Genomic DNA, 25,066 nt, shown 5'->3' with positions numbered 1-25,066 from the left:
CATTGCCTTTTCCAGTTCCAAGCCTGAGGGCGCTGGACGGGGCTATTTTCGCTTTACGCTCCCTTCTGCTGTTAGGTGGCCGGGCAGTGGCGTGTGTGTAACGAGTGGGTTTCCTACGGATCTAACATCTTCCACGGTGTAGAATGGTTTGGGCTCTCGTTTGCTGAGCAAAGAGATTAGGTGTCCAAGTTTCTTACGTTTGGAAATTGCAATTACGATACCGACCGAACCGCGAGATCCGTTCGCGTCGACGACTGTTACGCCATAGCCTTCGGAGTTGAGTTGCTGGGCGATTGAAGTGGCATTTCCTTGGGCGATGATTCGCACAAGTTGGTAGCCAAGGGCAAGTCGTTCTTCGATGATCATTCCGAGGTAGGTACCTGCCGAGAAGCCGAAGGCCCAGGCGAGGACGCTGGCAACGTTACTCAGGTTGTTCATGACTTGAGTAATTGCTAGCAGCCAAATAATCACCTCAACGAAGGCGAATACGGGTACGATCTTCTTATGTCCGCGGAAGATGAGGATGTGGCGTAGGGTCGCGAGTGATACGTCTGCGAGTCGAGCTGTAAATATTAGCAGGGGTATGATTACCCATGCCATGTAGTCAAAATGTTCCATTGATATAGGATGGCTGCATGCAGCCAATTGATTTCGAATTTGATCTTACGGAAGAATTGCGTTGTTTTTTATAAAAAGAATGAGCGACAGTGTTCTGTCGCTCGTCGTTCCTTTTTGTACTGAGTTTCTAAATTCAAGCGGTAGTTAGCTTTCGCAGCTCTGCAGGAATGCGTGCGGATCGTCTCATCCGGCTGAAGATTTGTTCTCGCTTAAATCGTGCGAGGCGAACGCGACGGCGTAACTGGCGTTCCGCTTTTCGCAGTGTAGCACCGAGCGCGGTATATGGGTTCTCCGATTCCGACGCGGCAACGATATCGGGACCTCTTTGTTTGATGATCGCCCTCGCAAGGAATCGCTTTTCGTGGGCGCCTCCAGAGTCGAGGTTCAATTCGATTCGAATACGTATAATATCGCCGTAGTGAGGAAAGAGGCGTCCGAATTTAGAGTTTACGAAGGTTGTAATGGATTCGCTCGTTTCAAGGTGATTACAGGTTATTATAATTTTTTTCATTTTTTAGTTATTTTGGGTTTTCTGGAATGATTGATTGATTGATTGGATGTGGCGCTTGATATGCGCCTTTGTTTTCTGTCTTCCAGTGATCGATATCGTTAGCGCTTTTGTCATCGGCGCATAGTGAGTCTGTTGGTTGCACGTAGCTGTGCCTCCGGTTGTTGTATTATTTTTGCGATTATGTAGGTTTGTTTACCAATAGGAGATTCTATTTCGAACTCATCGCCTACCCGGCGACCCAGTAGGTCGCTGCCGATGGGGTCGAGTACTGAAAACTTGTTCAATTTGAGGTTAGTGTCCTTGGGGAAAACGAGTGTGAATGTCTGCCGCTCCGAGGTGTATTGGTTGATAATGGCGATTCGGCTGTTCATTGTGACGACATTCCTTGATATGTTGTTCGAGGCGACGATCGTAGCGTTATCGAGTGCTATAATCAGCGGGTTGGACTCGTTTTCATTGATTTGCTCGATGTAGCTATAGCGCTCATCGATCAGTTTTCGCAGATTTCGTGCGTCGTAGCGAGTTATGCAGATCGGTGAAGCATTTTCTATTGTCATTGGTTTTCCTATTGTTGAGTTGATATTTCCATAATATCTCCTTTTCGGATTTTCGTCTATGACTAAGAATTGAATGAAAACATAGTATTTTACTATGTAATGTTTTTAGGTTACATCCACCGCACTTCTACGAAGTAGGCGCGAAAATGGGGAGATGTTGATTGCAACTGTAGAAGAGCTTGGACTTTTATGCGGGGGCATCGCAAAGCCCGCAGTTTATGCTTTTGGCGGTCTCTCCTTGGCGGAGAAGTCGTACGGGAGGATGCGATGATCCCTCGCGGATCGCAGGCGATGCTTGGCAAGTGAGTCAGGGACGAGCCGCCACGCGATTGGCATCCTCGAAATAAAGTTCTCCTGATCAACCGTCTTCGTGCAGCGTCCGTTAAGGGATCTGACGCTGCGTTAGATTCCTTCTGGCAGGCTCAGGTTCTGCGGCAAGCTCGGAGTGTTGGCGCCAGTGGGAGTAGATTCGTTCAACCTAGCGAGACTATCCATTGATTGGGAGTATCGGTTCGTCTCGTTTTCATCTTTCTGAAGATTTAGGGAGAGGTCGTGCCAAAGAGCTGCGCGTAGACGTGTTCCGTTATCTTGGCAGCCAGTGGATTTTTAACACGCCGCTCTCCTGTGATCGCGTAAAAATCGCTTCCACATTCCTCGACCTTTGCAATGACCCTCAAGCCGAAGTGCTTGAGCGCAGCATCTTCGACAATGGTGTGGACCGTGGTAAAGGCGAAGCCTCCGGAAGAGGCTACTTGCATCAAGGAATAGTCTTCGAATTCACCGACAATGCGCGGGCGGATTCCCACCTTGTCGAACCAGGCTTCCAGGGTCCACCGCATCCCCATGTTTTCGCTGGGCAAGAAAGCGGGCGCGCCATTGAGGGATTTGGGGAAGTTTCGTCGCAGTTTTGCCGAAAGCTTCGGTGCCGCGCAAAAGGTCACGCCGGAGCGCCCAAGGAGGTGATTGTAGGTTTTCGCTTTCATACTGCTCGTGGCCGGTTCATCCGCAAGAACCAGATCGAGTCGGTGCGCCTGCAGTTTTTCGATCATCACGCTCAGTTCGCCCTGGCGAGTGACGACATGGGTAGGGCTGGAGTGTTCGTACACGGGTTTGAGGCATTCGAACGCAATAAGTTTAGAAAACGAATCGGTCATACCCACATTCAGGCGGAGCGCTCGACTGCTCGTCCCTTGGCTGATTGCGTTGGTCAACTCTCTGCCCGTCGCGAAAATCTCGTCGGCGTAGGTCAAGGCAAGCTGTCCCTGTTCCGTGAGAACAAGGTTTCGTCCTTTTCGGTGAAACAGTTTTTCTCCTAGCGAATCCTCCAAAAGCCGAAGCTGGGCACTTATCGAAGGCTGAGAAACCCCAAGCTCCTCAGCTGCGATTCGAATGCTACCTGTTTTCGCGACCGCCCAAAAGTAGCGTAAGTGGTGATAGTTGAGGAAGTCCATGGAAAAAATCACTAGTAGGTAAAAGCTAACTAATCAATAATATTATAGTTATAGACTAATTGAGTGAAATCGAATAGGATAGCGAGGTAGCAGAAAATCGAATAGAAAAATGAGAATAATAAATAGCCCAACTTGCCCTTCCATTCATGTAACAAGTGAGGACAAGATCCGATTACAGAAAGTGATCCAATCGCTCAAAAGCGAACGCATGAGTTGCGATGATTGTTCCGCTCTAGAGCTTGAACTGAAAAGGGCCATCGTGATCGAATCCAGGCACGTGCCGCGCAATATTGTGACTATGCATTCCCGCGTTGGGCTCATCGATTTGGATACCTCAGAGAGGATGGTGTTCACTCTGGTCTATCCGGAAGAGTCCAATGTGGAAGACGGTAGGATATCGGTGGTCGCTCCGCTAGGATCGGCAATGCTTGGATGCCATACAGGTGACGAATTTGAATGGGGGGCTCCAACTGGCTCTAGGCGTTTCATAGTCGAAAAAGTGATGTATCAACCTGAATCAAAGAAACGGAGGCGTGTCAAAAATCGCCCCTGATACAGTCGTTGAAGTGCGAGCCTAGAGCGAGCAAGTGAAGCCGAATATTAATTTTAAATATAATGGATAGAATAGTTATAACATGCAATAATCGACCGGTAGGCGAATTGGTGACGACGTTCGTTGAATCTAAGTTCGTAACTTTGTTTGATCGCTATGACGAGATTGTCCGTGTTCGCGTCGAGTTGAATTTGGATTCTAGAAATGCGAGCAAGCTACATTTCAGATCTAGAGTCGTCGTCGAATTGAGAGAATTCGACATTGTTGCGGAGTCAGAGTCTGAGGACGCCCATGTGGCGATTTATGGTGTGTTCCGGAAAGCGGAAAGCCAATTGCATCTTCGATCTCGGGAAACGCTTTTCGAAAGAGACGAAGGTTTCGCTCGAGGAGAAGTGGACTTCGAGGCTATGGAGTTGCCGGGAGTGTCTTTAAGTGTCGCCTTTAATTCCCATCTGTATGGCTGGCGCTTGCGCCACGCCGCATTTGCCAGGGCTTTTCTTGCAACGCGGAGCGGCGCAAGCGCCGTCCCAACAAGGCACTATTGCGGCGGGGAGCGACACTTTAAAACACACCCGGAGTTGCCGGGAGAGCGGTTTTCGTCGTGGACTATTTTATGATTTGAGCAGGGAGCTTGGAGTGGTCATTTTTCCCATTTTCATATTCCGGCTTTCTGTCGTTTGCACTCGGCTAGAATCGTTTTCGAGAAAAAGTAAAGCTGTTCGATGATTTTTTCTTTTTATATAATGAGTTTTATTGGCTCTCGATATCTATCGAGGCGGCCGATGAAAAGCTGTAAGGAATAGGTGCATGATAGTGAAAAGGATTATAGAACGAGATCGCCGAGTTGCTGCATTGCTGGAAGCGAAGGGAGATGGCGAAAACGTTGGAGCGATCACGGGTGACCGTGGCTCAATTGGTTACGTTTTATCGAAGCGCGGTCAGTCGTTTGCTTCCTTCGCTCTTCGTTAGGTACAGCGAAACTGAGATACTTGCGCCCACTTACCTCTTCATTGAAAAGAAGCAGCTCCTTGCGGTCCTCGATGAGATCGGTGGCTATCTGCATGACAATTCGGTTCCATTGATTCATCGAAAAAGCAAAGGGCTTGGGCAATTGCTGGATCTATCTCTCACTACGTACGATAAGTTGGTCGACGAGCAGGGTAGCGTTGAGCGGGAAATAACGCAGAAGGCGAGATATAGTTCTGGATGCTTATCTGTGTTCGCCTTTTGTGGGATCTCTCTAGCAACGTTCGGATATTGGTGTGTCTAGGGCATGCCTCAGGCAGGATTGACAAGCTGGAAGTAGGGTGAAGCTGGCCGCCCGCTACTGGACCCCAAGCAGCCCACCGGTCGCAAGCTACTTAGTTTCCGGACTTGGAAAAGCCTAATCCCTTCAGTAAATTATTATCAGCCACCTGCTCAAATTATGATAAACACTCCATCTATTCATCCGGAAGTTCGAATCGGCCACGTTCATCTCAAGGTCGCCGATTTGGAGCGTGCCCTGGCGTTTTACTGCGACGTTATCGGCTTCCAGTTGACGCAGCGTTACGGTCGCGACGCAGCCTTCATTTCGGCGGGTGGATACCATCATCACATCGGATTGAACACGTGGGAGAGTCGCGGCAGCGCTCCTCCACCGCGCGGTAGCACGGGCCTCTTCCACCTCGCAGTTCTTTACCCGACACGCGCTGAGCTTGCGGACGCTCTGCTCCGCCTGAAACGCACAAGCGTTCCGCTGGATGGTGCGTCGGATCACGGCGTAAGCGAAGCACTCTATCTACGCGATCCTGATGAGAACGGCGTCGAACTTTATTGGGACCGATCGAGAGAGCAGTGGCCGCGGACAGCCGATGGTGGATTGGAAATGATCACGCGTCCGCTCGATCTCGATAATCTACTCGCCCAAGCAAAGACCCGCTCGCCGCAAAATAGAAGCTCATGAGTGGACAATGTAGATTCATCAGGACTCTTCAGTAGGCAACCATTGATGAGGGCACCGCTTTTTTCGTTTACGATTCGCACCTAGCGAGATCAGGTGACGATTTTCGGTAATCGTTGAGAGTCTCTCTAGAGTCGATACATAGGATAAAACTAACAGATCTATCGATTAAGAGTCATAGACAATACTTCTAAAAAAGTATATTGTATGAACGTAAACATGATTCGAATGGAGGAAATGGAAACTGTACATGCTCTAGCTCGTAGTTCTGTGTGCGAACGTATGCAAATCCACCAGGAAGTCGTTACGTCCAACTCCCAGATCACGGGCATCAATATAGACACGAACGCGAGGCAGGGATTCTGTATTGCTCTACAGGGTAATGATGAAAGGAATTGGGACGAAATCTCTGCGTTCGATCAGATATGTTTTCAGATTTTGGGATGTCGAGTTGGCGACGAGTTTGACTGGCCTATACTGGGAGGGTTTCGTCGGTTTTCCATCGCAGGAATTCGTCTCCCACTCAAGTTCGGAGAACATTCAGTCTGTTGAGATGATAGTCAGCGAAGTTGGATTTCGCCTCAAGGTGCGTTTTAGAAATTTCGTCTTGCATGACGGTTTCGTTTTGGCGTGTCCGGATTGAGACTGTTGGTTGCCATAGGCAAAGGACTGACGGTTGCAGGTGCGCGTCTAAATGATGAGGCGTATTCGTCTGCGTGTGTTTTTATATAAATTAGAATAATAATAACAATGAGCATGGGTACGTCGAATTTTCTGTCACTGTCTTTTGGAGTTTTCTTGTTAGGAGGTTTTGGAGATGCGGAATTAGTGTTTTCGAACGGTGTTTTTATGCCGCCTACTATGCCGGATAACTTCGTTCGTGTTTTACCTCTTTTGTATGGGAATTTTGTGGGGATTGAATCCCGTGAAATGCCTTGGGGCGGGGGAGATTCCTGTCCGAAGGAATTCCTAGTAGGGGTTCTATGACCTCCAGGAAGGAGGCTCAATCGTTTGATATGGAACTTTAATATATAATATAATGAAACAAGTAGCAGTAAATATAAATAGTAATGACATCGTTGTAACGAATTCGTTGAGGCGTTTTGTGGAAGAGCGAACTAAGTTGATTCTTTCTCGAAATTCGGCTTTGATCGACTTGAAGGTAGAGCTTGGTTTGGATGAAGAGGCCGGACCTGAAGCAAGTGTTTTCGCGCTGGGATTCGCTGTACTTCCCGATCAGGAGGTGATCGCTTCTAGTGTTTCCAAAAATACTTACTCCGCTCTTGGTTCGATGATTCATAAGCTTGAGTATGAGCTGCGCGATGTACGGCGATTGAAGCAGTTTCAATCTAAGCCTATCGATAGAATAAAATTCGGTTCTAAGATCCCGAAAGAAAGGTTTTCGCGACCTGGTTTTTCGAATGATAGAGAGTTGAATAATTCCAACTCGTTTCCAGTGAACCAGGAAGCCCATTAGTTCATCGCCGTATTCGAACGGCATTCCGAATTCGCAAAAATGGCTACTGGATCTGGAGGAGGTCCAGTGGCTTTAATTTTTATACGTTGGATTTCTGTAATTCAAAATAGCTGTTTGTCGTACCAGTGGTCGCAAGGCCTTTTGCGGCAATATATTACCATAACCTATCTGAATAGATATAGCCCCTTTCTTGGAAGAAGTATAGCGGGTTTATCCGCCCAAAATTGAAATAGAAATGAATGTTAACCCAAGTATCTTCTTGTCTAAAAATGATTATCAAGCTCTAAGCCTATTGCTTCGGGCTATTAAATTTTCGCAGGGTTCTGCGCTGAAACTCAAGGAGGAGCTCGCACGAGCGATCGTGCTCGGTAGTTCCGAAGTTCCTGCCGATTCGGTGGGTTTGAATAGTGAAGTTCATCTTAAAGACCTCGATCGCGGAGAGGTGGAAACCTATATCCTTACTCTGCCTTCGAAGGCCGACCCCGACCGGAATCGAGTCTCAGTTCTGGCGCCTCTTGGAGTTGCTTTGCTCGGCGTTAGGGCGGGTGATTTGTTTGAGTGGTATACGCCAGGTGGCTTGCGTCGGTTAAAGGCTCTCGAGGTCTGCCGGGAACAGGAAAAAGTGGAGACGCATGGGCCTTACAGCCTCACTTCCTAGCCCTTGGCGTTTCCGGATGACTACAATGAAAAAGAAGCAATTTGGTAGGACGGACTTAAGAGTGTCGGAACTTTGCTTGGGTACTGGCAGGGTCGGGTACTTTAGTGAAAGGGCGAACGCGTTTGAGGTTTTGGATACGTTCGTCGAGAATGGAGGTAACTTTATTCAAGCAACATCTCATGCTTACCTGCCATCTCTGGAGTGTCATCCTGACAAGTCGGAATCTTTGGTCGGGGAATGGTTGAGGGCTAACTCCTCATTGAGGGGTGAGCTTGTAGTGTGCGTAAAGATACGTTGCCCACACGGTCTCGGCGGACTAGATCTAGAGAATTCGATTCGTACTCAAATCGAACTCGCCTTGCGGCGAACCGGCACGAGTTATATCGATGTTGCCCTGTTGGACTGGTCGAATGGCTTCTTTCCGACTTACGAGGTCATGTCGGTATTGGAGAGGCTTTCTGGTTACGGGCTGCTTCGTTACGCAGGATCGATCGGTTTTCCCTGTTGGAGGATTGCGGAGTGGTTGGGGAGAGGCACGCAACCTTGGCGGATGAGGCTCGAGTCCGCACACCTAGACGGGCCGTTCACGCAGTGTTGCTTGGAAGAACTTTCTCGCGAGCATAGGATTTCGTTGGTCGTTCGATGGCCTTTTGTAGACGGGTACGAGCCTTTGTTCGAAGTGGCGAGGAGAGTATTTGGCATAACTTCGTTTCAAGTAGGGATGGCGTGGTTATTTTCAAGGCCGAGCATTTGTTCCGTTCAATTTAGCCCGAAAGTAAAGTCGCAGTTGCTTGCTGCGATCGATGCCACTAGAGTGGATCTGAACGAAAGCGAGTTAGGTGTGATTCAGGAGGCGTACCTGCAGTGCGCTTTGCCTCCTCGTTGCCCGCGTGTCGAAGAGTTTATCCTTGATGATAGTGGCGATTCCAAAATGCCCTATTCGTTTACGAAATTGGACAGCCTATGACATTTAGACACTAAAGGACCGAAGGCGGTATTTCCTTCGGCTAAAGTGGTGGGATCTTTAAGGTTCCGCCGACGCTAGATCAGGTGTCGATTGGTATTGTTTTCGTTGCGTTTGACGAAATCTATACTAAGGTTACTCACAGGTTTCCGGTTTGCTTTGGGAACTGGAAGTTTTGGGTCAGCATGCTTTTGAGGGATTCGGGCAGTCGCTCTTCGAGTCCCTTCATGCACCCGATCACCGCGTTCTGGAAGTCGCGTATCTTTTCGTAATACTTTTTGTAGAGGCATTGATTCTTGACCCACTTCCAGACTCTCTCGATCAGGTTTAGGTTAGGCGAGTAGGCGGGCAGGAACAGCAATTCGATATCCAGCACCTTGGCAAGGAACCGGTGGCGCTCGCAGGCTTGGTATCGGGCGTTGTCGAGCACTACGGTGATCGCCCCGCTGGGATGCTTCTCGCGCAGCTTGTAGAGTGTGCAGGCCGCGGTCAGCGGGTCGAATTTTCCGTCCGTGGCAATGAACTCGAGATCCTCGCCTGCCGAGTCCAAGGCCCCGAGCACGCTGAGCCTGCCGCCTCCGCCGGAGGTGCGTATCCGCAGTCTTCCGACCGACCAAAGTCTCATTCAGGTAGGGCCCGCGCGCGAAATGCGAGGCGTCGACGAAGTATACCTTGCGAAGGCCCTTGCGGACTTCCTCAAGCTTCGGGCGCAGGCTTTGTTCGAAAAAATCCATCTGCAGCTGGGGATCGCTTTTTCCTGGGACCGACCCCGGTTTGAGGCGCTTGAAGCCGAGCCTGCCCATCACGTTCCTGGCGTGGCTTGGGCAAAGGTTACGCCCCGAGGTCGCAGCCATCCTGGCAGCCGCTTCGTTTGAGGTGGAAGGCGGCGATTGCTTGAAGGACTCGCTGATCGCCTCGTAGGACGGCTCCAAGAAACTCGACGGGCGGTATTGACGATCCTCGACGACCGACGCGATGCTGAGCTCGCGGAACTCCTTGCAGTAGGCGCGGACCGTCCTTTCGTTGGCATCGATAACCTTGGCCGCATCGGATTGGGTCAATCCCTTGGCGACCATAAGAAGCGCCGTGAGCTTCTTTCGCGGCAGGGACTGCAAGCCTTCGATCGATAGGGCTTCCTCGATGTCTTCGTATTGCGACTGCGTGAAACTGATCTTATTCATTTTATCTCTGGTTGCTCGTGTATCCACATCGCAGCTACGATTCAATGTTTTAGGGTGATTCAAACCGGAAATCTGTGCATGTCTTCAGTATAGGTAGTCCCATTTTTTGTATTATAATATTTATTGTTTTGGTTAGGCATGACCGCCGAAACGGACAAAGTCGTCTAGATCTAGATACTCGAAGAGCGTACTCACATCGGGGCGTGCTGGTTCGAGGGATTGCGAAAACTCTGCAAACCAGGCACGCGCTTCTGGACTCAGTCCGGGGAGCGTTTCGAGCCACTGACTCCAGGCTTGGATCTGGAAGGCTTGCAGGGGCCGATGGCTATTTGCTTGCACCCACTGGAGGATAGCCCAGTCGCCAGAGCCATCGCGGACCTTGTCGAGAAAGGCTTCGGGGCTGATTCCTGTGAGGTCGAAAAACTGCTGGTCGAGCAGGCTTTCCGAACCGTAAACGTAGACACCGAGCTTGCCGGCCAAAGTTGCCCTTGCCTTGTCGATCAGGCGCGGTAGGTGAACGAATCCGCCTAGACGGACTCGAGCGCTGCGAGGCGGGACCTGAGTCAAGTCGTTCCCGATATTGAATTTTCGTGATGTATTCATAGATATTATACAGTTGAATTGCGCGGGGCAGTGGCTAGGCCGTAGCATTTATCTTCGGTTCGTTTTTGAACCTGTCTTTCCTTAATCATTGAGCGTGCCAAATTCTTCTCAAAATTCATAAGTAAAAGACTGGCAAAGGGTTATTACGTTCTAGGTTGAGCGTTGAAGTGTCGAAATATTGGGTAACACGAAATATAGAGCCGTAGTGGCACGAAATGTCGTGAAGTATTAGGTAGCGGAAGGTGAGATTGCCGAAGTGTTGGAGGATTAAGCAGACCCCATTGGTGCCGTGTGCCTTGTCGGAGAGAATAGGACTGCCTTCGACCAATCTCGGTTGATTATCCGTATATATGGTAAGGGAAGTAGATCCGGTTATGTCTTATGGCGTTTGATATTGATTGCAGCCCAAACTGAAATCTCCGCGTTCGAAGAGAGAAAACGCAGGAAACTATATAAGGAATCCAGGATCATGAAAACTCTGCTCGTCATCATCGCTAGAACACGGACCACGCGGTCACTCACCCGCCACCAATCACAACATTTTATCGACGATTGGCTCTCCCGTCGGCCGGATGATTATATCATTCACCGCGATCTGGCGAACGACCCGCCGGCGCATATTACAGAGAAATGGATTGCCGCCGTTTTCACTGACCCGATCAGCTGACCGACGAGATGAAACGGATGCTTGAATGGTCCGACTTGGCGATTGCTGAACTGGATTCTGCGGATATAATGGTTTTGGGTGCTCCGATGTATAATTACGGAATGCCGAGTGCTCTCAAGGCGTGGTTTGACCAAGTCGTCCGCATCGGGAAGACCTTTACGTTCGACTTGGCACGAGGGGGATGACCGCTGGAGCCAGTTATGAAGGGCAAAACGCTCGTGGTCCTGAGTTCGCGGGGTGAGTATGGCTTTGCCTCGGAAGGAATACGCCATCCCATGAATCATCTTGATCCCCATATCGCCACCTGTGCCCATTACGTTGGCGTCGCACCAGATGCCATTCGGACGATTTCAATTGAGTATCAGGAATTTGGTGATGAACGGCATCGCCAATCTCGAATCCAAGCCGAAAGACAGGTCGAAACTCTGGTATCTAAGCTTGGGTAGTTTTAACTAAACTCTAATGCAGGGAAACTCACCCGATCAAAAACAAGACCGAATAACAAGTTAGTTGGCATAATTCGGGTAATCGCTGCCACTTTCGTGGCGAATATGACCACGAAAACCGTCAAACCAACAGCAACCGTTGGTAGAGTGCCTTGCGTATTACATCAATGTGTTCTTTGGTTGTTGTTGAATCCGTGTTCATTATTTGGGGACAAAGTATGATTTTCTTATCGTAGCTGTGCCTGAAGACATGGGCGGCTACGCGCTTTTTATGTAGGACCGGCATGGTTGGTGCACAGTGCTCACACTCGATTCGTCGACGTGGTAGCGTCGCATCTCGTTGGAAGAGGGAACATGGGTCAGCATCATCGCGGGAAATAGAGACCGCCACCTTGGCTGTTTCGAGGCACTGACGGATCTTCGTGACATGGCGTTTGGGATGCGGCGGGGGCGTGCGTTTCAGTTGATCCACAAAATCCGTGATATCAACGCGTACTTGCCAAACTGCCGACGAATGACCCCAGTCGCCTTGGTTCTTTGTGTTACAATAACGGAGGGCGATTTCCAAGCCACGGCGTGCTCATGCTTCTCGACCCAACGACTTGACCCTTGAATTACGGGTTGAAAGCCAGCTGTAAATACTTAGCCTTTCGTACTCCAACTGTAGACGATGCCTCTTTCATCTTTAATCTCCTCACCGAAACGCCTCGAGGTCCTTTCCCGCTACAATATCGTAGGTGCGAATTCAGAGCCGGGGCTTGATCGTATCACAAAACTTGCTGCTACCATCTTCAAGACCCCGATAGCAGTCATCAGTGTTGTCGACGATCGGCGTACTTGGTTCGTATCGAGGCATGGTATCGATATCACGCACTTGGAGCATGAACCAGGTTTGTGTTTATCCGTAATTGAGAACGAAGGCGTTTATGTCGTTCCAGATACGCATCGTGACAAGATCGCTTGTAATCATTCTTTGGTGACAGGGAAACATGAAGTTCGATTCTGCGCAGCGGTCCCGTTGACAAGTCCAGATGGATCTATCCTTGGCGCGCTGGGTGTCCTTGATCGTATCCCGCGGTCTTTCGAAAAGGATGATATCGAACAACTGGAGAGTCTCTCTAGATTGGTTATTAGCGAGTTGGACTTTCGACTCTCGTCGCGCAAATTACAAGAGCTGGAAGATAAGCAACAACGCCTTGTTTCGCGACTGCACGAAGCTCGAGATGCCGCAGAAGAGAGCGAGGAGCGATTTCGAGATTTGTTCGATGAAGCTCCAATCGCCTATGTTTACGAGGATTTGGAGTCTCGCTGGGTTAGGGCCAATCGGGCGGCTCGCCGAATGTTGGGAATCAAGGCTGAGGAGGTAGCTGGTTTTATTGGCAAGACTCTGGTCGCCGATACCAAGGAAAACCAAGCTCGACTGCTCGAAGCGTTCGATTCCGTTGGCAAAGGCAACGACCAGGCGGGGGTTTTGATCGAGCTGCGCCGCAATGACAATGGAGAGCCTGTCTGGATCGAATGGTGGTCTAGGCCGGACCCCAGCGGCAAGTTTTCCCGTTCTATGGCCATAGACGTGACCGAGCGAGTGAGAATGCAGCAAGTAAAGGAACGGCTAGAATCGGAGAATTTGTACCTGCAGGAGGAATTTCAACGAGAGCACAATTTCGGTGAAGTTGTTGGCAGTAGCCGAGCTCTCTGCGCAGCGCTGAATCAAGCGGAACAGGTTGCGTCTACCGACTCTACCGTGCTAATTCAGGGTGAGACCGGGACAGGCAAGGAGCTTGTAGCCAGAGCGATTCATCAGCATAGCGAACGGGCCAGCCAAGCTATGGTAAAGGTCAATTGTGGAGCGATCAGCTCTGGTTTGGTAGAAAGTGAACTTTTTGGCCATGTTAAAGGCGCCTTCACCGGAGCAGTGAAAAACCGGGATGGTCGATTCAAGGTCGCAGACAAGGGCACGCTTTTCTTAGACGAGGTAGGTGAGTTGCCATTAGAGACTCAAGTTAAACTGCTGCGTGTTTTACAGGAGCAAGAATTCGAACCAATAGGATCAAGCGAAACCGTAAAGGTGAATGTTCGTGTCATTGCGGCAACCAATCGCGATCTCGCCGAAGAAGTTGAGAAAGGCTTTTTTCGTCGCGATCTCTACTACCGTTTAAACGTAGTTCCGATCCGGATACCGCCTTTGCGGGATCGAGTGGGCGACGTCCCACTGCTTGCTCGCTTTTTTCTAGAGAAGCTAGCGAAAAGTCTCAATCAACCGGTCAAACGCGTATCTATAGAAACGATACGCCGCCTCGATGCGTACGAATGGCCCGGAAATATTCGCGAACTGCAAAATGTTTTAGAGCGAGCCGTCATCCTATCGCGTGGTCTCGAAGTAGAAATCGGACCTGGATTCCTCGGCGACGCTGTGCCAAAGCGAAGCGACTCGCTTGTTTCGAATCATTCAAATACTGGGGAGTCTTTGACGCTGAAGGATATGGAGCGAAGGCATATCGAAGCGACTCTTGAAAGAACTGGTTGGCAAATCGAAGGCGCGCGCGGTGCGGCGAAGGCGCTGGGAATTAATCCTAGCACTCTTCGTAGTCGCATGGCGAAGCTAGCTATTAGCCGTCGCTAAGGTACCAAGATCTTTCCTCGATATTTCGCGGATCCCGCGACTATTGGCGGGTTGTATCAGCTTCGCGAATTGGAAGGAAACGGAGATGTTTTTTATCTCGTTGCCAGTATGCTGCTTACCTCGTCACCGAGGCGATTGGTACGGAATCTGGTTATACTGCGATGAACAGCAATCCGCTGATTCGAACTTAACAATTCAAATATGATCAGAGTTACTTCAATCACCGAAGAAAACACGGTAACGCTCAATGTAGAAGGCGAGCTGACGACTGCGACTATGGACCCCTTGAAATGGGAACTCGATCAAGTCGGCCGCGGAAAGGTTATCCACGTTGACCTAGCAGCTGTCGATCACGTCGATCGGCATGCGATCAAGTTCCTGTATTCCTTGCGAGCGCGGGGCATACCCCTTCGCAACTGTCAGCCCTATTTGTCGGAAGCTCTTCTTCGTTTTTAGAATGCAACTACAAAACCCGCGCTACAATGAACCTCCAGGAGGACGATCGAGAAATGAACGAGCAAGAAGCTGCTAAACGGAGAAGAAGACTTCACCCACAGTCGGAGAAGGTTTGCTTGCCGGGTTTGGAGCTACGGAACCAGCAGCGTGCAATAGATGATTTTTGCTTTTTAAAATAGCAGGTTTTAGAACAGTCAGAAAAACTCAATACAACCCGACCACGATGCTGACCGAACGATATAGGCCTTTTACTGTGGAGTTGCCGGACCGTTCGGTTCGAGACTGCTACTCGCCAGCGTCAATTGCACAGCAATACTTCACGAACGGAGAGGTTTTAACCGTAGAGGAATTTGTATCCAAATCACGAAACGCCCTACAGGAAGCCTCCTCCAAAGTAGAGGAACAATTTGGCTACGTATGCAGTGGGGCTGCTGCTTCGATCGCGAATATCGAACACTGGAGCGCAGCGTTGAAACCGAATGCGAAACTGAGAATAGTAAAGGTCTAGTTTTTGCTTTGCTCCTACGCGGTTCTTGAGGCGTGCTTCGGACGAACACCCAATCTGTAATCGGGGTGGAAAGAGGCCTAGGAAGGATAGTCTTTTTGAGATCCTAGAGTTTGGATGAATAAGCAGCAGCTATTTTTGGAACGGATCCTCGAATGGCGGGCAATGGGAACATCCAGCCCGTTCGTCAAGCAGCCTGAAGAAATAGCGGAGAGCTCGCTGGATAAGTGATCGGAGCTTGGTACTTGGGGTAGGACTTTGGTCTTTGTTTGCTTTCATATTTTCGACTTACCTAAGCAATCATGTTTTTGAGGTCTGAGCTGTAAGTCGGGTAGGCCCAGAGGACAGACTTCAAGTCTTCAACGGTGAGGTTCTTTTTGATCGCAAGCGCAAAAAGGTTGATCACTTCAGCAGCTTGGTGACGCAGTAAATGGGCTCCTAGGATACGGTTGCTTTCGTTTTCGATCAGGACTTTGAAATAGGAATGGGATTCGCCGATACGCAAGGAGGAGGGCCAACTCGTTGTGGCGCCCTTTTGGATACGAAAGTCGAATCCTTGGCTGCTAGCTTCTTCTTCGGACAGCCCCACTGTTGCTAGATTGGGAATCGTGAATACAGCGCTGGCGACCGCATTTAGGTCGAGCGGCGATCGATTGCCATGCAGTATGTTTTCTGCTGCTACGATTCCTGCTTGATCGGCGACGGTCGCGAGTTGGTAACCGGTATCTGCTACGTCGCCGATGGCGTAGATATTCGGGTGGGAGAGGCTTTGCAGGTAGCGGTTGACCGCGATTCCGCGCGCCGTGGTTTGAACGCCGGTGCTGGCTCGGTCAAGGAAGTCTAGATTGGGAATACGGCCGCTAGCGTTGATAATGCAGTCGGCTTCAATGGTAGAGCCGGAAGTGGATGTGAGTTGCAAGGCGTTGGCGGTCTTTTCGATGGACTTCGCGACTTGATTGGGAAGGAAGCGAATTCCTGAGGCGGCCGTTGCTTGCAGGAGAGTAGCAACAGCGTCGGAATCGAAGGATTTGAGGGGCTGCGAGCTACGGTGCAGAATGGTCACTTCGCTCCCAGCTTGAGCGGCGACATGGGCGAACTCGAAAGAAATGTATCCGCCGCCAATGAAGAGGATGCGGTTGGGAAGAGAGGGAAGCTCGAGGAAAGTGTCGCTGGTTCCGGCTAGCTCGGCCCCGGGGATGTCAAGGGGGCGGGGAGAGGAACCGGTAGCGATAATTATGTGGTTGGCGACTAGGATTGAATCATCAACTTGAATGGTACGCTCGTCGATTAGATGGGCAGTACCGCGAATGGGGGTGACGCCTGCTTGGCGATATCCGTTGAACGATCCTTCGGGTATGCCGTCCAGGAATTCGTTCTTCAGCGATTGCAAGGCTGCCCAGTTCGTTTGCGGGGAAGCGACGATACCTTTTCCAACGAGGTGACGAGCGCTTGCGACCGCTTCCGCATTGGCGACTAAATATTTTTTGGGTTGGCAGCCGCGCAAGGCACAGGTGCCGCCGAATTCTTGACGGTCGACGACGGCGACCTTTTGTCCGCCAGCTTGAAGTCCGCGTGCGGCGTAATAGGCGGATGTTCCCGACCCGACTATAACGGTGTCGAAGGTGAAGTCTTTCATTGAAATTTTTTAGTTTAAGCGCTTCCCGTTATTAACATTGGTGCGTATAGAAATTTAGAATACGGATGAGCCTTTTTATTTTATAGAATGGAAAGCCGTGCCCTTGGGTTGAGGCAGGGCACGGCGAGGTTGGGGTTAGCGTTCCCAGCGGAACTTTCGGTCGGATTCCTCAATTTCGACGTCGTTGATGCTGGCTTCGCGGACCTTCATCAGTCCGTTCTCTGAAAACTCCCATTGTTCGTTGCCGTAGGCCCGAAACCATTGGCCCGCCTCGTTGCGGTATTCGTATTCAAACTTCACTGATATGTGGTTTCCGGTGAAGCTCCAGAGTGTCTTCTTTAAACGATAGTCGAGCTCCCGTTCCCACTTGCGTGCGAGGAAGGCTCGGACTTCGTCGCGACCATTCAGGAAGTCGGAACGGTTACGCCAACGAGTATCCGGCGTGTAGGCGAGCGATACCTTTTCAGGGTCCCGGCTGTTCCAAGCATCCTCTGCGGCTTGAACCTTCGCGAAGGCGCTCTGTTGAGTGAAGGGCGGCAACGGTGGCCGCGATATGGTTTCGTTTTGGAAGGTCGTTGTCATGGTAGCGGATTCTCCTTTCGGTGTTTTTCCGAAGCCTGGCTTAACGCTTTTTGCGTGCTGGGCTCTTGGTTTCTGGGCGGAAGGGAGTGACCTTGGGCTCGCCCGTTGCGGTGCGGATCTTTTCGAGGGCTTCCTCTGTTGACCAGATGGTGTTGGCGATCATGCGGTAGTTGATGTAGGCTGCTTTGAATCCGTCGAACTCGTCAACGATTGCAGCGCCTGTTGCATCGGGTACGACAGCCACTTGAAAGCCCTGCTCCATGAGTTCACGCATGTGGGACTCCGTGCAAAGGTTGGCCGACATGCCACCGAGAATGACTTTACTGATGCCACGTTTGCGTAGTTGTAGCACGAGGTCATTGGATTCTGGGCCATAGACTTTGTGGGGACTCGTGACCAGGGTGCTCTCGTCTTCGATGTAGGGCTTGTAGTGTTCAAGCCAATCCGCGCCGGATCCTTCTACGCCGTCGGTAACCAGCGGGCCTTCGCGATCGAACATGCCGATTTTGTGCATGAGCGTCTCGAGAGTGCCCTCGTGCTCCCAAACGTGGTCGTGTGGGTAGTAGTAGTGTGGCGAAATCGCTACCAGCATGCCGCGAGCCTTGGCACTGGCGAAGAGTTGTCCGATGTGTTCGACCGTATTGTTCTCAGTCACATTCTTTCCGACGACTCCCCAGGTTACTCCGTCAGGACTCAGGAAGTCGTTTTGCGGATCGGTGATGACAAGAGCCGTGTCGGATAGGTCTACGTCCATCCCTAGATTAGGGAGCTGGGCGTGGGTCGTTTGAGTTATGGCGACTCCGGATAGAATCGCGATGAACGCGTATAGATTTTTCATATTGATGATGTTGGTTATGTGTTGTGGTTGTTGGTTGCCTTTATTGAATGGCGGAAAGCCTGAGTCGCTAGGTTCTGCATTGAGTGAAGTCGGACGCCTGGTTTCTTTTGGCGATCCAAGAGGCGAGTTGATCTGAGTCACCGTCTGATTCCCAAACTTTGCGAAGGAATTCTGCGGCATGGATATCATATTTTCGGAGGAACTCTCTGTCGGTAGATGACGGATACATGATTTCGCTGCCGCGTTTTCCTGTCAGTTTGCAGTGCACCTCCAGGGCAATTCGAGGTAGGTCAGGAAAGGCTTCGCATGTAGCTTTTGGCGAGGGGAGGGGTGGTTGTCCGGTTGCTGAATGTTCTTGGGCCGAACCCTGAATTTCTAGGAAATATGATCTCCGAATATCTTGTATAAGCGCGACCGTCGGGAAGTCTGGCTCGCCTGTGCGACCGAAGTCGTTGGCGTAGTCGAAAAGCTCTTTTTCGTTGCTCCCGATTGATCGTAAGAACCTGATTTTGATTTCGTTGAAGAAAAAGTTTGGATCGCGAAATCCTTGAGAGTAGAGATCGATAGCGTTTGTCCAAATCTCCTGTAGTCTCTTGTGGTAGCTGTAATGGTGCATTGCTCGATTGCCTCCTTGGGGCTCGAGGAGCGGTTTGATTCTTTGATTTTCTTATGAAAATTCTAAACGTTCTCCAATTCATGGATACGTTGCTTGAGGCCTTCGATGATCGGGGACATTTCCTCCTGCGAGTATCGAGGCGTGATGTACTGCGGGCAGTTCCAATCGTAGGATACAATGTCTATGACGAAGACGCGTTCGGTTCTCCCGAGCGAGGTGTTGCCTATTTTGTTCAGGATCTCTTGTGGGGCTTCGGAAATCTTTTGAACTTGAGCGGTCCCGAGAATCTTAAGTCGAGTGCGTGATGGGTAGTCCATCAGGAAGAGGGAAACGCGACTGTGTAGAGACAGATTGCCGGCGCTGATTAGTTGGCGGTTTCCCTTGTAGTCCGCGAATGCGATTTGCGAAGGGCTGATGACTTTCAGAAATCCCTCAGGTCCTCCTCGGTGTTGGATATAGGGCCAGCCGTCTTCGTTAACACTAGCCATGTAGAAAGAGTTACGTCCTGCGATAAAGCTTTGCTCGTTTTCTCCCAGAGCATCGCTGTCTGGTCCGCTTTCGACCTGTTGACGACGGCCATAGTACGTTTCTTGTGTATGCTGTACGGACGGTGTGAGAGCGATTTCCATGAATTTTCTGGCCATTGTTATTGAGTTGTTTGTGCGGCAGGGACAGTGGATGCCCCTGCCGCAATTGGTTGGGTGTTAGGTTGGAAAGAGCCTTGTCGCTTTAGGCTGTCTGACGGGCGCAAGCTTCCACTGCCGGGAAGTCATTCTCGGTCTGAGCGAGTCGGTTGAAGTAGTTGGTGTAGATGCTGACAGCCACATTGAGCGCTACTTCTGCGATTTCTTCATCGCTTATTCCCGATTGCCGAGCGACGAAGAAGCTCTCGTCGCTTACTGCTCCTCGAGTGTCGAGGATGTCTTGAGCTAGGTTGAGCAAGGCTTGTTCCTTCGCATCTGGAGCTACGCCACAGCGTGCGTCTGTGATCTCCTCGCTCGGGATTTTCAGCGATCCGCTGATCGCCGTATGGGCGCGGAGGCAGTAGTCGCACTGATTCGCTTCGGCGAGGAGCAATGCAATCTTCTCACGCGTCGATGGACGTAACATTCCTTTGGATACGGCGCCGCTCAGGGCTAGGTATCCCTCGAGTGCGACTGTACTGTTGCCCAAGGCCTTAACCATGTTTGGAACGAGTCCGAGCTTGGACTGCACTGCTTTGTAGAGTGAAGCCGTGCTGGGTGTTGCTGAGTTTTCTTCGATTAGTTTTATTCTATTCATGTTATTGTATTTTTTGCTAGATGATGGGTTCGTTCTTTTGGTGGAACTGTATCTTTCTATAGGATTCGTGATAGGAACTCCTTGAGATAGATCTTCCTGAGCTCTCGAGTTCGACTTGGGGCGGGTTTCGAGCGTTGGAATGCTGCGGTTGCGAGATTCGGTTTCGAATATCTATGGCGGCATGCGGCACGGCAGTTCGGCGTGAATTGTTCGAGCGTATTAGCGAGAGTAAGGAACTCTTAGGCTGCCTCGCAGGTTGGCGTGCGTGGCATGTCAGCAAGGCTGTGGCTCTTTGGATTTGCCTAGGATCGAGAAGAATTTTCCCTCTGGGTTTAGCATGAGCGCGAGAGGCACCATGTAAGCGTAGTGGCGTACGAGCGTAATGACGGGTAGAGCTTTATTGAGATCCCATCCGGCAATGCCTGCTCCGAGCAGAGGCAGCATGAAGAACCATACTATGAGTACGGTCTGAGCAGTTGTGTAGGCAAACGCTCGAAACCATTCCGGTCCGAAGAGCGATGGCCGCAAGGCTGCATAGATGACGGAAAGGGCGATGCCGTTTCCGTAGTGCACAGGGAGTCCGGCTACCAAGCCAAAGCCGAGCTTTTGGCCGATAAGTCCGGGAATGTCCCACCAGCTTCCAGTCATGAGGAAGCCAGAGATGTCGAAGAGAATCGTGCCGAGAATTCCAGCGACGATTGAGTTGTTCCAGTTTATCTTCATTGTGTATTAGGTTTATGGTTACTTGAAAAAGTGCTATCTAGAGCCGGTCTCGAATTTCCTGGGCAGGCGGGTGGTCGAGCGGCGTATTTGCCAAGTTGTTGAGCAAGGCGGTAAAGTGCATCTGGGCAACAGCGGCGACGATCTCCACGATGGTCCTCTCGCTCCGGACGTGTAGGCGAAGCTCTTCGAGTTCGGTTGCCTTTAGGTGCCCGTGCCTGTTTACGAGCCGTCGAGCGAACTTGAGCGCGGCTTCGTGTAGTGGAAAATCGGATAAGCCACAACGAGCTCGCTTGATTTCCTCGTCGCTAATTCCGAGCGACTTAGCTCGTGATGAAGCCGCCGACACGTCGTAGGAGCTGCTTGTCAGTTCTCCGATCGCGAGAAATAGCTTAGCCTGTAGCTCGGGCGTGAGGCTGCATTTGTCCAATGCGTTCCCGAAAACGAGAAATGCTTCCAGGATTAGGGGAGCGTTGGCGAGTATTCGCAAGAAGCTCTCGAGGCTACGATCTCCGCCCATCAGGCTCTGCAATTCCAAACGTAGCGGAGCAGGGAGGCTGTCGATAGTTGCGGCATTTATGGTTGGTCCGTTTTCGAACATGCCACCCATTTATCATAGGCCGCGCCAAGTTTTTCTTCGTGTTTATAAGTTGCTGGTTAACAGCTGCTAAAGGATTTTTGTGAGAGCTATTGTGGGCCGGAAATATTAGGTACCACGAAATGTTGGGTTGTGAATCCACGAAATATGGTGACTCTTGGGGCATGAGAGACGCACTTGCAAAAGGCTTGGAGTCGTTGGCGGACTTGTTGCTGAAACTGCCTCAGGAGCACAGTCGCGAGCGGCTGTTAAGCATGGCTGCTCGGGAAATTTCCGACTGGGACGAAGTGGCCTTAGTCCGCGTCTGGCAATTGCGCGACGGCGATATCTGTGAGCGTTGCGCTCTCTCGAACGAGTGCCCGCAAAACGTAAAGTGCATGCACCTGGTGGCGAGCAGCGGTCGTTCATTAGCCAATCCAGGCGAGGTATGGAATCGTCTAGATGGGCGATTCTCCCGTTTTCCGATTGGCGTTCGAAAAGTTGGGCACGTGGCTCAAACCGGGCAGTCGATTACGGTTAACCTCAGTGAGGATCGCAGCTGGGTGGTAGATCCAAAGTGGGCAATTGACGAAGGCGTAAGAGCGATCAACGCGCAGCCATTGCTGTTTCGCGGAGAGATACTAGGTGTACTCGGAATCTTCGTACGTCGCGAAATCGACAGGGACCTTGCCCGGTTCCAGAGGATGGTGGCGGATCATTTGGCCATGTCCATTTCGAACGCGGAGGCATTCGAAAAGATCCGGGAACTACAGGGACGCATGGAGTTGGAAAATGAATACCTGCGCACAGAGGTCGAAGAGATTCGCAGCTTCGGCGAAATCGTAGGACGCAGCGAACCGGTGCAGCAAATCGTATCGAAAATCGAGCTAGTGGCTCGCACGGATGCCAGCGTACTGGTTACTGGCGAGTCGGGTACAGGCAAGGAGCTTATCGCTCGAGAGATCCACAGGCGGAGCCAGCGTAAGGACGAGCCAATGATCCGTGTGAACTGCGCCGGGATCCCCGCCAGCTTGTTCGAAAGCGAGTTGTTCGGCCACGCCAAGGGCGCGTTTACTGGGGCCTTGCGCGATCGGCCGGGGCGCTTCGAGGCGGCTGCAGGCGGAACGCTCTTCCTCGACGAGATCGGAGAAATGCCCTTCGATCTTCAAGCCAAACTTCTCCGCGTGCTTCAGGAGGGGCAATACGAGAGAGTGGGTGAGGACCAAACCCGTCACGTGGACGTGAGAATAATCGCTGCCACGAATCGTGACCTGAAATCCGAGGTCGAGGAGAAGCGTTTCCGCGAGGACCTATTCTACCGTTTGAACGTGTTCCCGATAGAGGCGCCTCCGTTACGGCATCGCCGGGAGGATATCCCCGCCCTCGTTGCTCACTTCGTCAAGCACTTGTCGAAGCGACACGGCATGAAGAGCCCAAGCGTGCCGAAAGCGCAGCTGCAAGCACTGGCTTACTACAGCTGGCCTGGCAACGTGCGAGAACTGCAGAATCAGGTGGAGCGAGCTTTGATTACGAGCGTGGGCAAGAGCTTGCGTTTCGAGGTGTCGGGGATGGGGAATGCCGGTGCGGGAAACTCAGCTGGAGTTGATTCCGATGCGGAGATCTTGAACGAAAGCCAGATGGTCGAGCTGCAGCGCCGCAACATCTTGAAGGCTTTGAAGCAAGTGAATGGACGAGTATACGGAGACGACGGGGCTGCTGCGATGCTTGGGCTGAAACCGAGCACTTTGGCGTCCCGAATGAAGAAGCTCGGAATAGAGCTGAGGGCGAAGCGGCGACCGTGGGACGAGTAGCTCAACTGTATCCAGGGCAGCGTAATGTGAACTGGATACAGTTGCGACAAGCTCACCAGAAGGTGTAGCGTATCGTCCCGAAGGTTTGCGAACTCGCTTGCCCTTCGAACTGCCGGCTCCGTCGAGTCACGCTAACGGCGAGGCGACCGAACTTCATGGTACGCTCGAGTCCGAACTCGAACTCAGAGACGATACTCGACTTCCTTACGCTATCGTATCCAGCGGGGAGAGGGCCGTTGAGGGTCCTGTCCCTGCCCACGTGCGACGCCGTGACTCGGGAGAAGTACCGCGTGGACGCTTGCTTCGAGCGACTAGTGCCTTTGCCCAGACTGGCGACGAGTCCAAGCTTTAGATTCGTGTTGGCCGTCCCCAAGGTGGCTTGCTGCGAGCTCGACAAGGTGAACCGGTAGTCGCGGGCAACCCGTCTAGTGTAGATTCGGCTTTCCCGTTCGAGGGTTAGGTCGATGGCGATTTCGTTCTCTATCTGGTGATCCCAGCCCCTTGGCTCCTGGCTGCTGATCAATTTGTGGAACGATCGCTGCAATTCTCCAGCAAGCGAGTTTGGGCCGAACGTTCCTGCGGTGATTGCTACCCTATTTCTTCTCTCCGTTGAGGCTCGCTCGTGGGAGAGGCGTATGTAGCTCCAACCGGCGTAGGGGCGGTCGTTTGGAATATAGCGGGTCTCTGACAAGTCGGATGGCGTATAGATTTTCTGGCCGACCGCGACACTGTTGAATATTGAAATGTGCTGGCTATTGAACCCCAGGACTCCGGGTGTTGGTGGATTGTAGACTTCATCACCAGAATACTCGGTAGCGTAAGAAGAATACGATCGTATCCACTTGGATATGACTACCTCCAAACCGGAGCTGTAGTTTTCGTCCGTTCCTGCAACTGCGTCGTTTTGCAGTTGCACTGATACCAGTTTGCCCTGGGAAGCGTCCAAAGGTATCCGCGCGAGCGATACGAGCCAGAGAGCCAGTAATAGATATGCCGTTTTCATCGCTGTAAGGGCGTTAGGCCGTTTGCGCTTTGCGGTACCCAAGCTCTTGGCCGAAGGCCTCGCGGAGCTTGTTCCTTGCGCGGGACATGTGGCTAAGGACGGTGCCGCGCGGCATGCCCAATTTCTTGCCGATCTCGATAGCCGTATAGCCTTCGAGCACGTTCAGCTGGATGGCGGCGCGTTCGGATTTGGAGAGCGTCGAGAGCGTAAGGTCCAGGTCCAACCCGTATCCCGGCGTTTCGCTGCGTGAAGGCTCCGGAGCGTTTTCCAGAGGGCTGAAGCTGACGACTCGGTTGCGTCTTACTTGATCGATGAACGTGTTCTTGATCGTTCTGAAAAATACGTTCTTTCCGTCCACTTGACCGTATTTTCGGGAGAGCTTCATCCATGCTGATTGGGCGATGTCCTCAGCGTCCGCCTTGTTCCTCGTGAGGGACAGGGCGAAGCGAGTTCCTTCGTGAAGAAGCTCCTTGTCGGTGTAGGTGGCGCGAGTTGGCTTGCGTGTGTTCATGTTTCTTAGGTGGCGTTGATTTCTCGTGGTTTCCCTCGGTTCGTTCCGAAGGAAATGATTGCCCTCCCTTTAACATGCGATGCGCCAACCCTGACGCTAGTTCTGTAAGTAACTGACAGTTAGTTGTTAAAGAATTAACTGGGGTCCAACTCGACCTCGCGAAATATCGTGATAATCGAATTGCTGTGGATTAGGGGCACGAAATATCGAGGCGTGGAGCGTTCTATCGCCTCTACCTATTTTTCTCGAGATCCAGTGAGGGGTGTTGAGCCTCGCAAG

General features: G+C 51.3%; 30 protein-coding genes. 13 read left to right on the top strand and 17 right to left on the bottom strand.

The genetic code is table 11. From position 1 onward, the window contains the following. Positions 1-42 precede the first annotated feature (42 nt). From QEH53_RS03385 to QEH53_RS03370, 4 genes are all read right to left on the bottom strand, one after another. Positions 43-618, bottom strand: a complete 576-nt coding sequence (locus tag QEH53_RS03385) for a DUF2179 domain-containing protein (RefSeq protein WP_309021718.1) — start codon at positions 616-618, stop codon at positions 43-45. A 133-nt stretch (positions 619-751) separates the two neighbouring features. Next, positions 752-1,129, bottom strand: coding sequence for a ribosome-associated translation inhibitor RaiA (raiA, locus tag QEH53_RS03380; protein WP_309021717.1), 378 nt, complete (start codon positions 1,127-1,129; stop codon positions 752-754). 110 nt (positions 1,130-1,239) lie between these two features. Then, the gene (locus QEH53_RS03375) at positions 1,240-1,686 is read right to left on the bottom strand and encodes a GreA/GreB family elongation factor (protein WP_309021716.1); all 447 of its coding nucleotides are present in this window, start codon (positions 1,684-1,686) and stop codon (positions 1,240-1,242) included. 539 nt (positions 1,687-2,225) lie between these two features. Continuing rightward, a complete protein-coding gene (locus QEH53_RS03370) occupies positions 2,226-3,137 on the bottom strand; it encodes a LysR family transcriptional regulator (RefSeq protein ID WP_309021715.1) in 912 nt (303 codons plus the stop codon). Between the two features lie 109 nt (positions 3,138-3,246). Between QEH53_RS03370 and QEH53_RS24400 the strand changes: the two genes are divergently transcribed. Continuing rightward, positions 3,247-3,690, top strand: a complete 444-nt coding sequence (locus tag QEH53_RS24400) for a GreA/GreB family elongation factor (protein WP_369426407.1) — start codon at positions 3,247-3,249, stop codon at positions 3,688-3,690. Between the two features lie 62 nt (positions 3,691-3,752). Beyond that, positions 3,753-4,307 (top strand): HPF/RaiA family ribosome-associated protein, encoded by a 555-nt coding sequence (locus tag QEH53_RS24395; protein ID WP_369426405.1) that lies wholly within the window; start codon positions 3,753-3,755, stop codon positions 4,305-4,307. Positions 4,308-4,582: 275 nt separating this feature from the next. Here the strand turns inward: QEH53_RS24395 and QEH53_RS03365 are convergent, their stop codons facing one another. After that, the gene (locus tag QEH53_RS03365) at positions 4,583-4,777 is read right to left on the bottom strand and encodes a hypothetical protein (protein WP_309021714.1); all 195 of its coding nucleotides are present in this window, start codon (positions 4,775-4,777) and stop codon (positions 4,583-4,585) included. Between the two features lie 339 nt (positions 4,778-5,116). Here QEH53_RS03365 and QEH53_RS03360 point away from each other — a divergent pair, with 339 nt between their 5' ends. The 4 genes from QEH53_RS03360 (at position 5,117) to QEH53_RS24390 (ending at position 8,734) form a co-directional block, all read left to right on the top strand. Continuing rightward, positions 5,117-5,635, top strand: coding sequence for a VOC family protein (locus QEH53_RS03360; RefSeq protein WP_309021713.1), 519 nt, complete (start codon positions 5,117-5,119; stop codon positions 5,633-5,635). A gap of 1,036 nt (positions 5,636-6,671) precedes the next feature. After that, the gene (locus QEH53_RS03355) at positions 6,672-7,109 is read left to right on the top strand and encodes a hypothetical protein (RefSeq protein ID WP_309021712.1); all 438 of its coding nucleotides are present in this window, start codon (positions 6,672-6,674) and stop codon (positions 7,107-7,109) included. A gap of 235 nt (positions 7,110-7,344) precedes the next feature. Continuing rightward, positions 7,345-7,767, top strand: coding sequence for a GreA/GreB family elongation factor (locus QEH53_RS03350; protein ID WP_309021711.1), 423 nt, complete (start codon positions 7,345-7,347; stop codon positions 7,765-7,767). Then, entirely contained in the window at positions 7,742-8,734 is a 993-nt protein-coding gene (locus QEH53_RS24390) for an aldo/keto reductase (protein ID WP_369426404.1), read from the top strand. Before QEH53_RS03350 ends, QEH53_RS24390 begins: the two co-directional genes overlap by 26 nt. Positions 8,735-8,870: 136 nt before the next feature. Here the strand turns inward: QEH53_RS24390 and QEH53_RS03345 are convergent, their stop codons facing one another. Further along, entirely contained in the window at positions 8,871-9,356 is a 486-nt protein-coding gene (locus QEH53_RS03345) for a transposase (protein WP_309021710.1), read from the bottom strand. A gap of 265 nt (positions 9,357-9,621) precedes the next feature. On the opposite strand from QEH53_RS03345, the gene QEH53_RS03340 reads away from it, so the two are divergent. Further along, positions 9,622-9,861 (top strand): hypothetical protein, encoded by a 240-nt coding sequence (locus QEH53_RS03340; protein WP_309021709.1) that lies wholly within the window; start codon positions 9,622-9,624, stop codon positions 9,859-9,861. Between the two features lie 183 nt (positions 9,862-10,044). Here QEH53_RS03340 and QEH53_RS03335 read toward each other — a convergent pair whose 3' ends face one another. Further along, complete coding sequence (locus tag QEH53_RS03335) at positions 10,045-10,515, bottom strand: DUF5069 domain-containing protein (RefSeq protein WP_309021708.1); 471 nt, start codon at positions 10,513-10,515, stop codon at positions 10,045-10,047. Between the two features lie 469 nt (positions 10,516-10,984). On the opposite strand from QEH53_RS03335, the gene QEH53_RS03330 reads away from it, so the two are divergent. The 5 genes from QEH53_RS03330 to QEH53_RS03310 all read left to right on the top strand — a co-directional run bounded on the left by QEH53_RS03330 (position 10,985) and on the right by QEH53_RS03310 (position 15,215). Then, positions 10,985-11,182, top strand: coding sequence for a hypothetical protein (locus tag QEH53_RS03330; protein ID WP_309021707.1), 198 nt, complete (start codon positions 10,985-10,987; stop codon positions 11,180-11,182). Positions 11,183-11,190: 8 nt separating this feature from the next. Further along, complete coding sequence (locus QEH53_RS03325; protein WP_309021706.1) at positions 11,191-11,367, top strand: NAD(P)H-dependent oxidoreductase; 177 nt, start codon at positions 11,191-11,193, stop codon at positions 11,365-11,367. Between the two features lie 931 nt (positions 11,368-12,298). Next, a complete protein-coding gene (locus QEH53_RS03320; RefSeq protein WP_309021705.1) occupies positions 12,299-14,251 on the top strand; it encodes a sigma 54-interacting transcriptional regulator in 1,953 nt (650 codons plus the stop codon). Between the two features lie 201 nt (positions 14,252-14,452). Beyond that, complete coding sequence (locus QEH53_RS03315) at positions 14,453-14,707, top strand: hypothetical protein (RefSeq protein WP_309021704.1); 255 nt, start codon at positions 14,453-14,455, stop codon at positions 14,705-14,707. 223 nt (positions 14,708-14,930) lie between these two features. Further along, a complete protein-coding gene (locus QEH53_RS03310; protein WP_309021703.1) occupies positions 14,931-15,215 on the top strand; it encodes an MSMEG_0570 family nitrogen starvation response protein in 285 nt (94 codons plus the stop codon). Positions 15,216-15,504: 289 nt separating this feature from the next. Here QEH53_RS03310 and QEH53_RS03305 read toward each other — a convergent pair whose 3' ends face one another. From QEH53_RS03305 to QEH53_RS03270, 8 genes are all read right to left on the bottom strand, one after another. Next, complete coding sequence (locus tag QEH53_RS03305) at positions 15,505-16,848, bottom strand: NAD(P)/FAD-dependent oxidoreductase (protein ID WP_309021702.1); 1,344 nt, start codon at positions 16,846-16,848, stop codon at positions 15,505-15,507. A 135-nt stretch (positions 16,849-16,983) separates the two neighbouring features. Beyond that, positions 16,984-17,430 (bottom strand): nuclear transport factor 2 family protein, encoded by a 447-nt coding sequence (locus QEH53_RS03300; RefSeq protein ID WP_309021701.1) that lies wholly within the window; start codon positions 17,428-17,430, stop codon positions 16,984-16,986. A 40-nt stretch (positions 17,431-17,470) separates the two neighbouring features. Continuing rightward, the gene (locus tag QEH53_RS03295) at positions 17,471-18,268 is read right to left on the bottom strand and encodes an isochorismatase family protein (protein WP_309021700.1); all 798 of its coding nucleotides are present in this window, start codon (positions 18,266-18,268) and stop codon (positions 17,471-17,473) included. 67 nt (positions 18,269-18,335) lie between these two features. Then, a complete protein-coding gene (locus tag QEH53_RS03290; protein ID WP_309021699.1) occupies positions 18,336-18,884 on the bottom strand; it encodes a hypothetical protein in 549 nt (182 codons plus the stop codon). Between the two features lie 62 nt (positions 18,885-18,946). Then, complete coding sequence (locus QEH53_RS03285) at positions 18,947-19,528, bottom strand: pyridoxamine 5'-phosphate oxidase family protein (RefSeq protein WP_309021698.1); 582 nt, start codon at positions 19,526-19,528, stop codon at positions 18,947-18,949. An 85-nt stretch (positions 19,529-19,613) separates the two neighbouring features. Beyond that, on the bottom strand, positions 19,614-20,165 hold the full coding sequence (locus tag QEH53_RS03280) for a carboxymuconolactone decarboxylase family protein (protein WP_309021697.1): 552 nt from the start codon (positions 20,163-20,165) through the stop codon (positions 19,614-19,616). Positions 20,166-20,438: 273 nt separating this feature from the next. Beyond that, positions 20,439-20,888: a hypothetical protein gene (locus QEH53_RS03275; RefSeq protein WP_309021696.1), complete on the bottom strand. Its 450-nt coding sequence runs from the start codon at positions 20,886-20,888 to the stop codon at positions 20,439-20,441. 37 nt (positions 20,889-20,925) lie between these two features. After that, entirely contained in the window at positions 20,926-21,486 is a 561-nt protein-coding gene (locus QEH53_RS03270; protein WP_309021695.1) for a hypothetical protein, read from the bottom strand. Between the two features lie 161 nt (positions 21,487-21,647). Between QEH53_RS03270 and QEH53_RS03265 the strand changes: the two genes are divergently transcribed. Next, positions 21,648-23,273 carry a sigma 54-interacting transcriptional regulator gene (locus QEH53_RS03265; protein WP_309021694.1) on the top strand — a complete coding sequence of 542 codons (1,626 nt, stop codon included), beginning with the start codon at positions 21,648-21,650 and terminating at the stop codon, positions 23,271-23,273. 52 nt (positions 23,274-23,325) lie between these two features. Here the strand turns inward: QEH53_RS03265 and QEH53_RS03260 are convergent, their stop codons facing one another. Together QEH53_RS03260 and QEH53_RS03255 are read right to left on the bottom strand one after the other, a co-directional pair. Beyond that, positions 23,326-24,276, bottom strand: a complete 951-nt coding sequence (locus QEH53_RS03260) for a lipid A deacylase LpxR family protein (RefSeq protein ID WP_309021693.1) — start codon at positions 24,274-24,276, stop codon at positions 23,326-23,328. A gap of 13 nt (positions 24,277-24,289) precedes the next feature. Continuing rightward, on the bottom strand, positions 24,290-24,787 hold the full coding sequence (locus tag QEH53_RS03255; RefSeq protein ID WP_309021692.1) for an RNA polymerase sigma factor: 498 nt from the start codon (positions 24,785-24,787) through the stop codon (positions 24,290-24,292). Positions 24,788-25,066: the final 279 nt, after the last annotated feature.

Origin of the sequence: Pelagicoccus sp. SDUM812002 (assembly GCF_031127835.1) — a bacterium.
In the GTDB taxonomy this organism is placed as follows: Bacteria; Verrucomicrobiota; Verrucomicrobiia; order Opitutales; family Opitutaceae; genus Pelagicoccus.
Note: the sequence above shows the minus strand (reverse complement) of the source record. Positions and strands in the feature narration are given on the sequence as shown.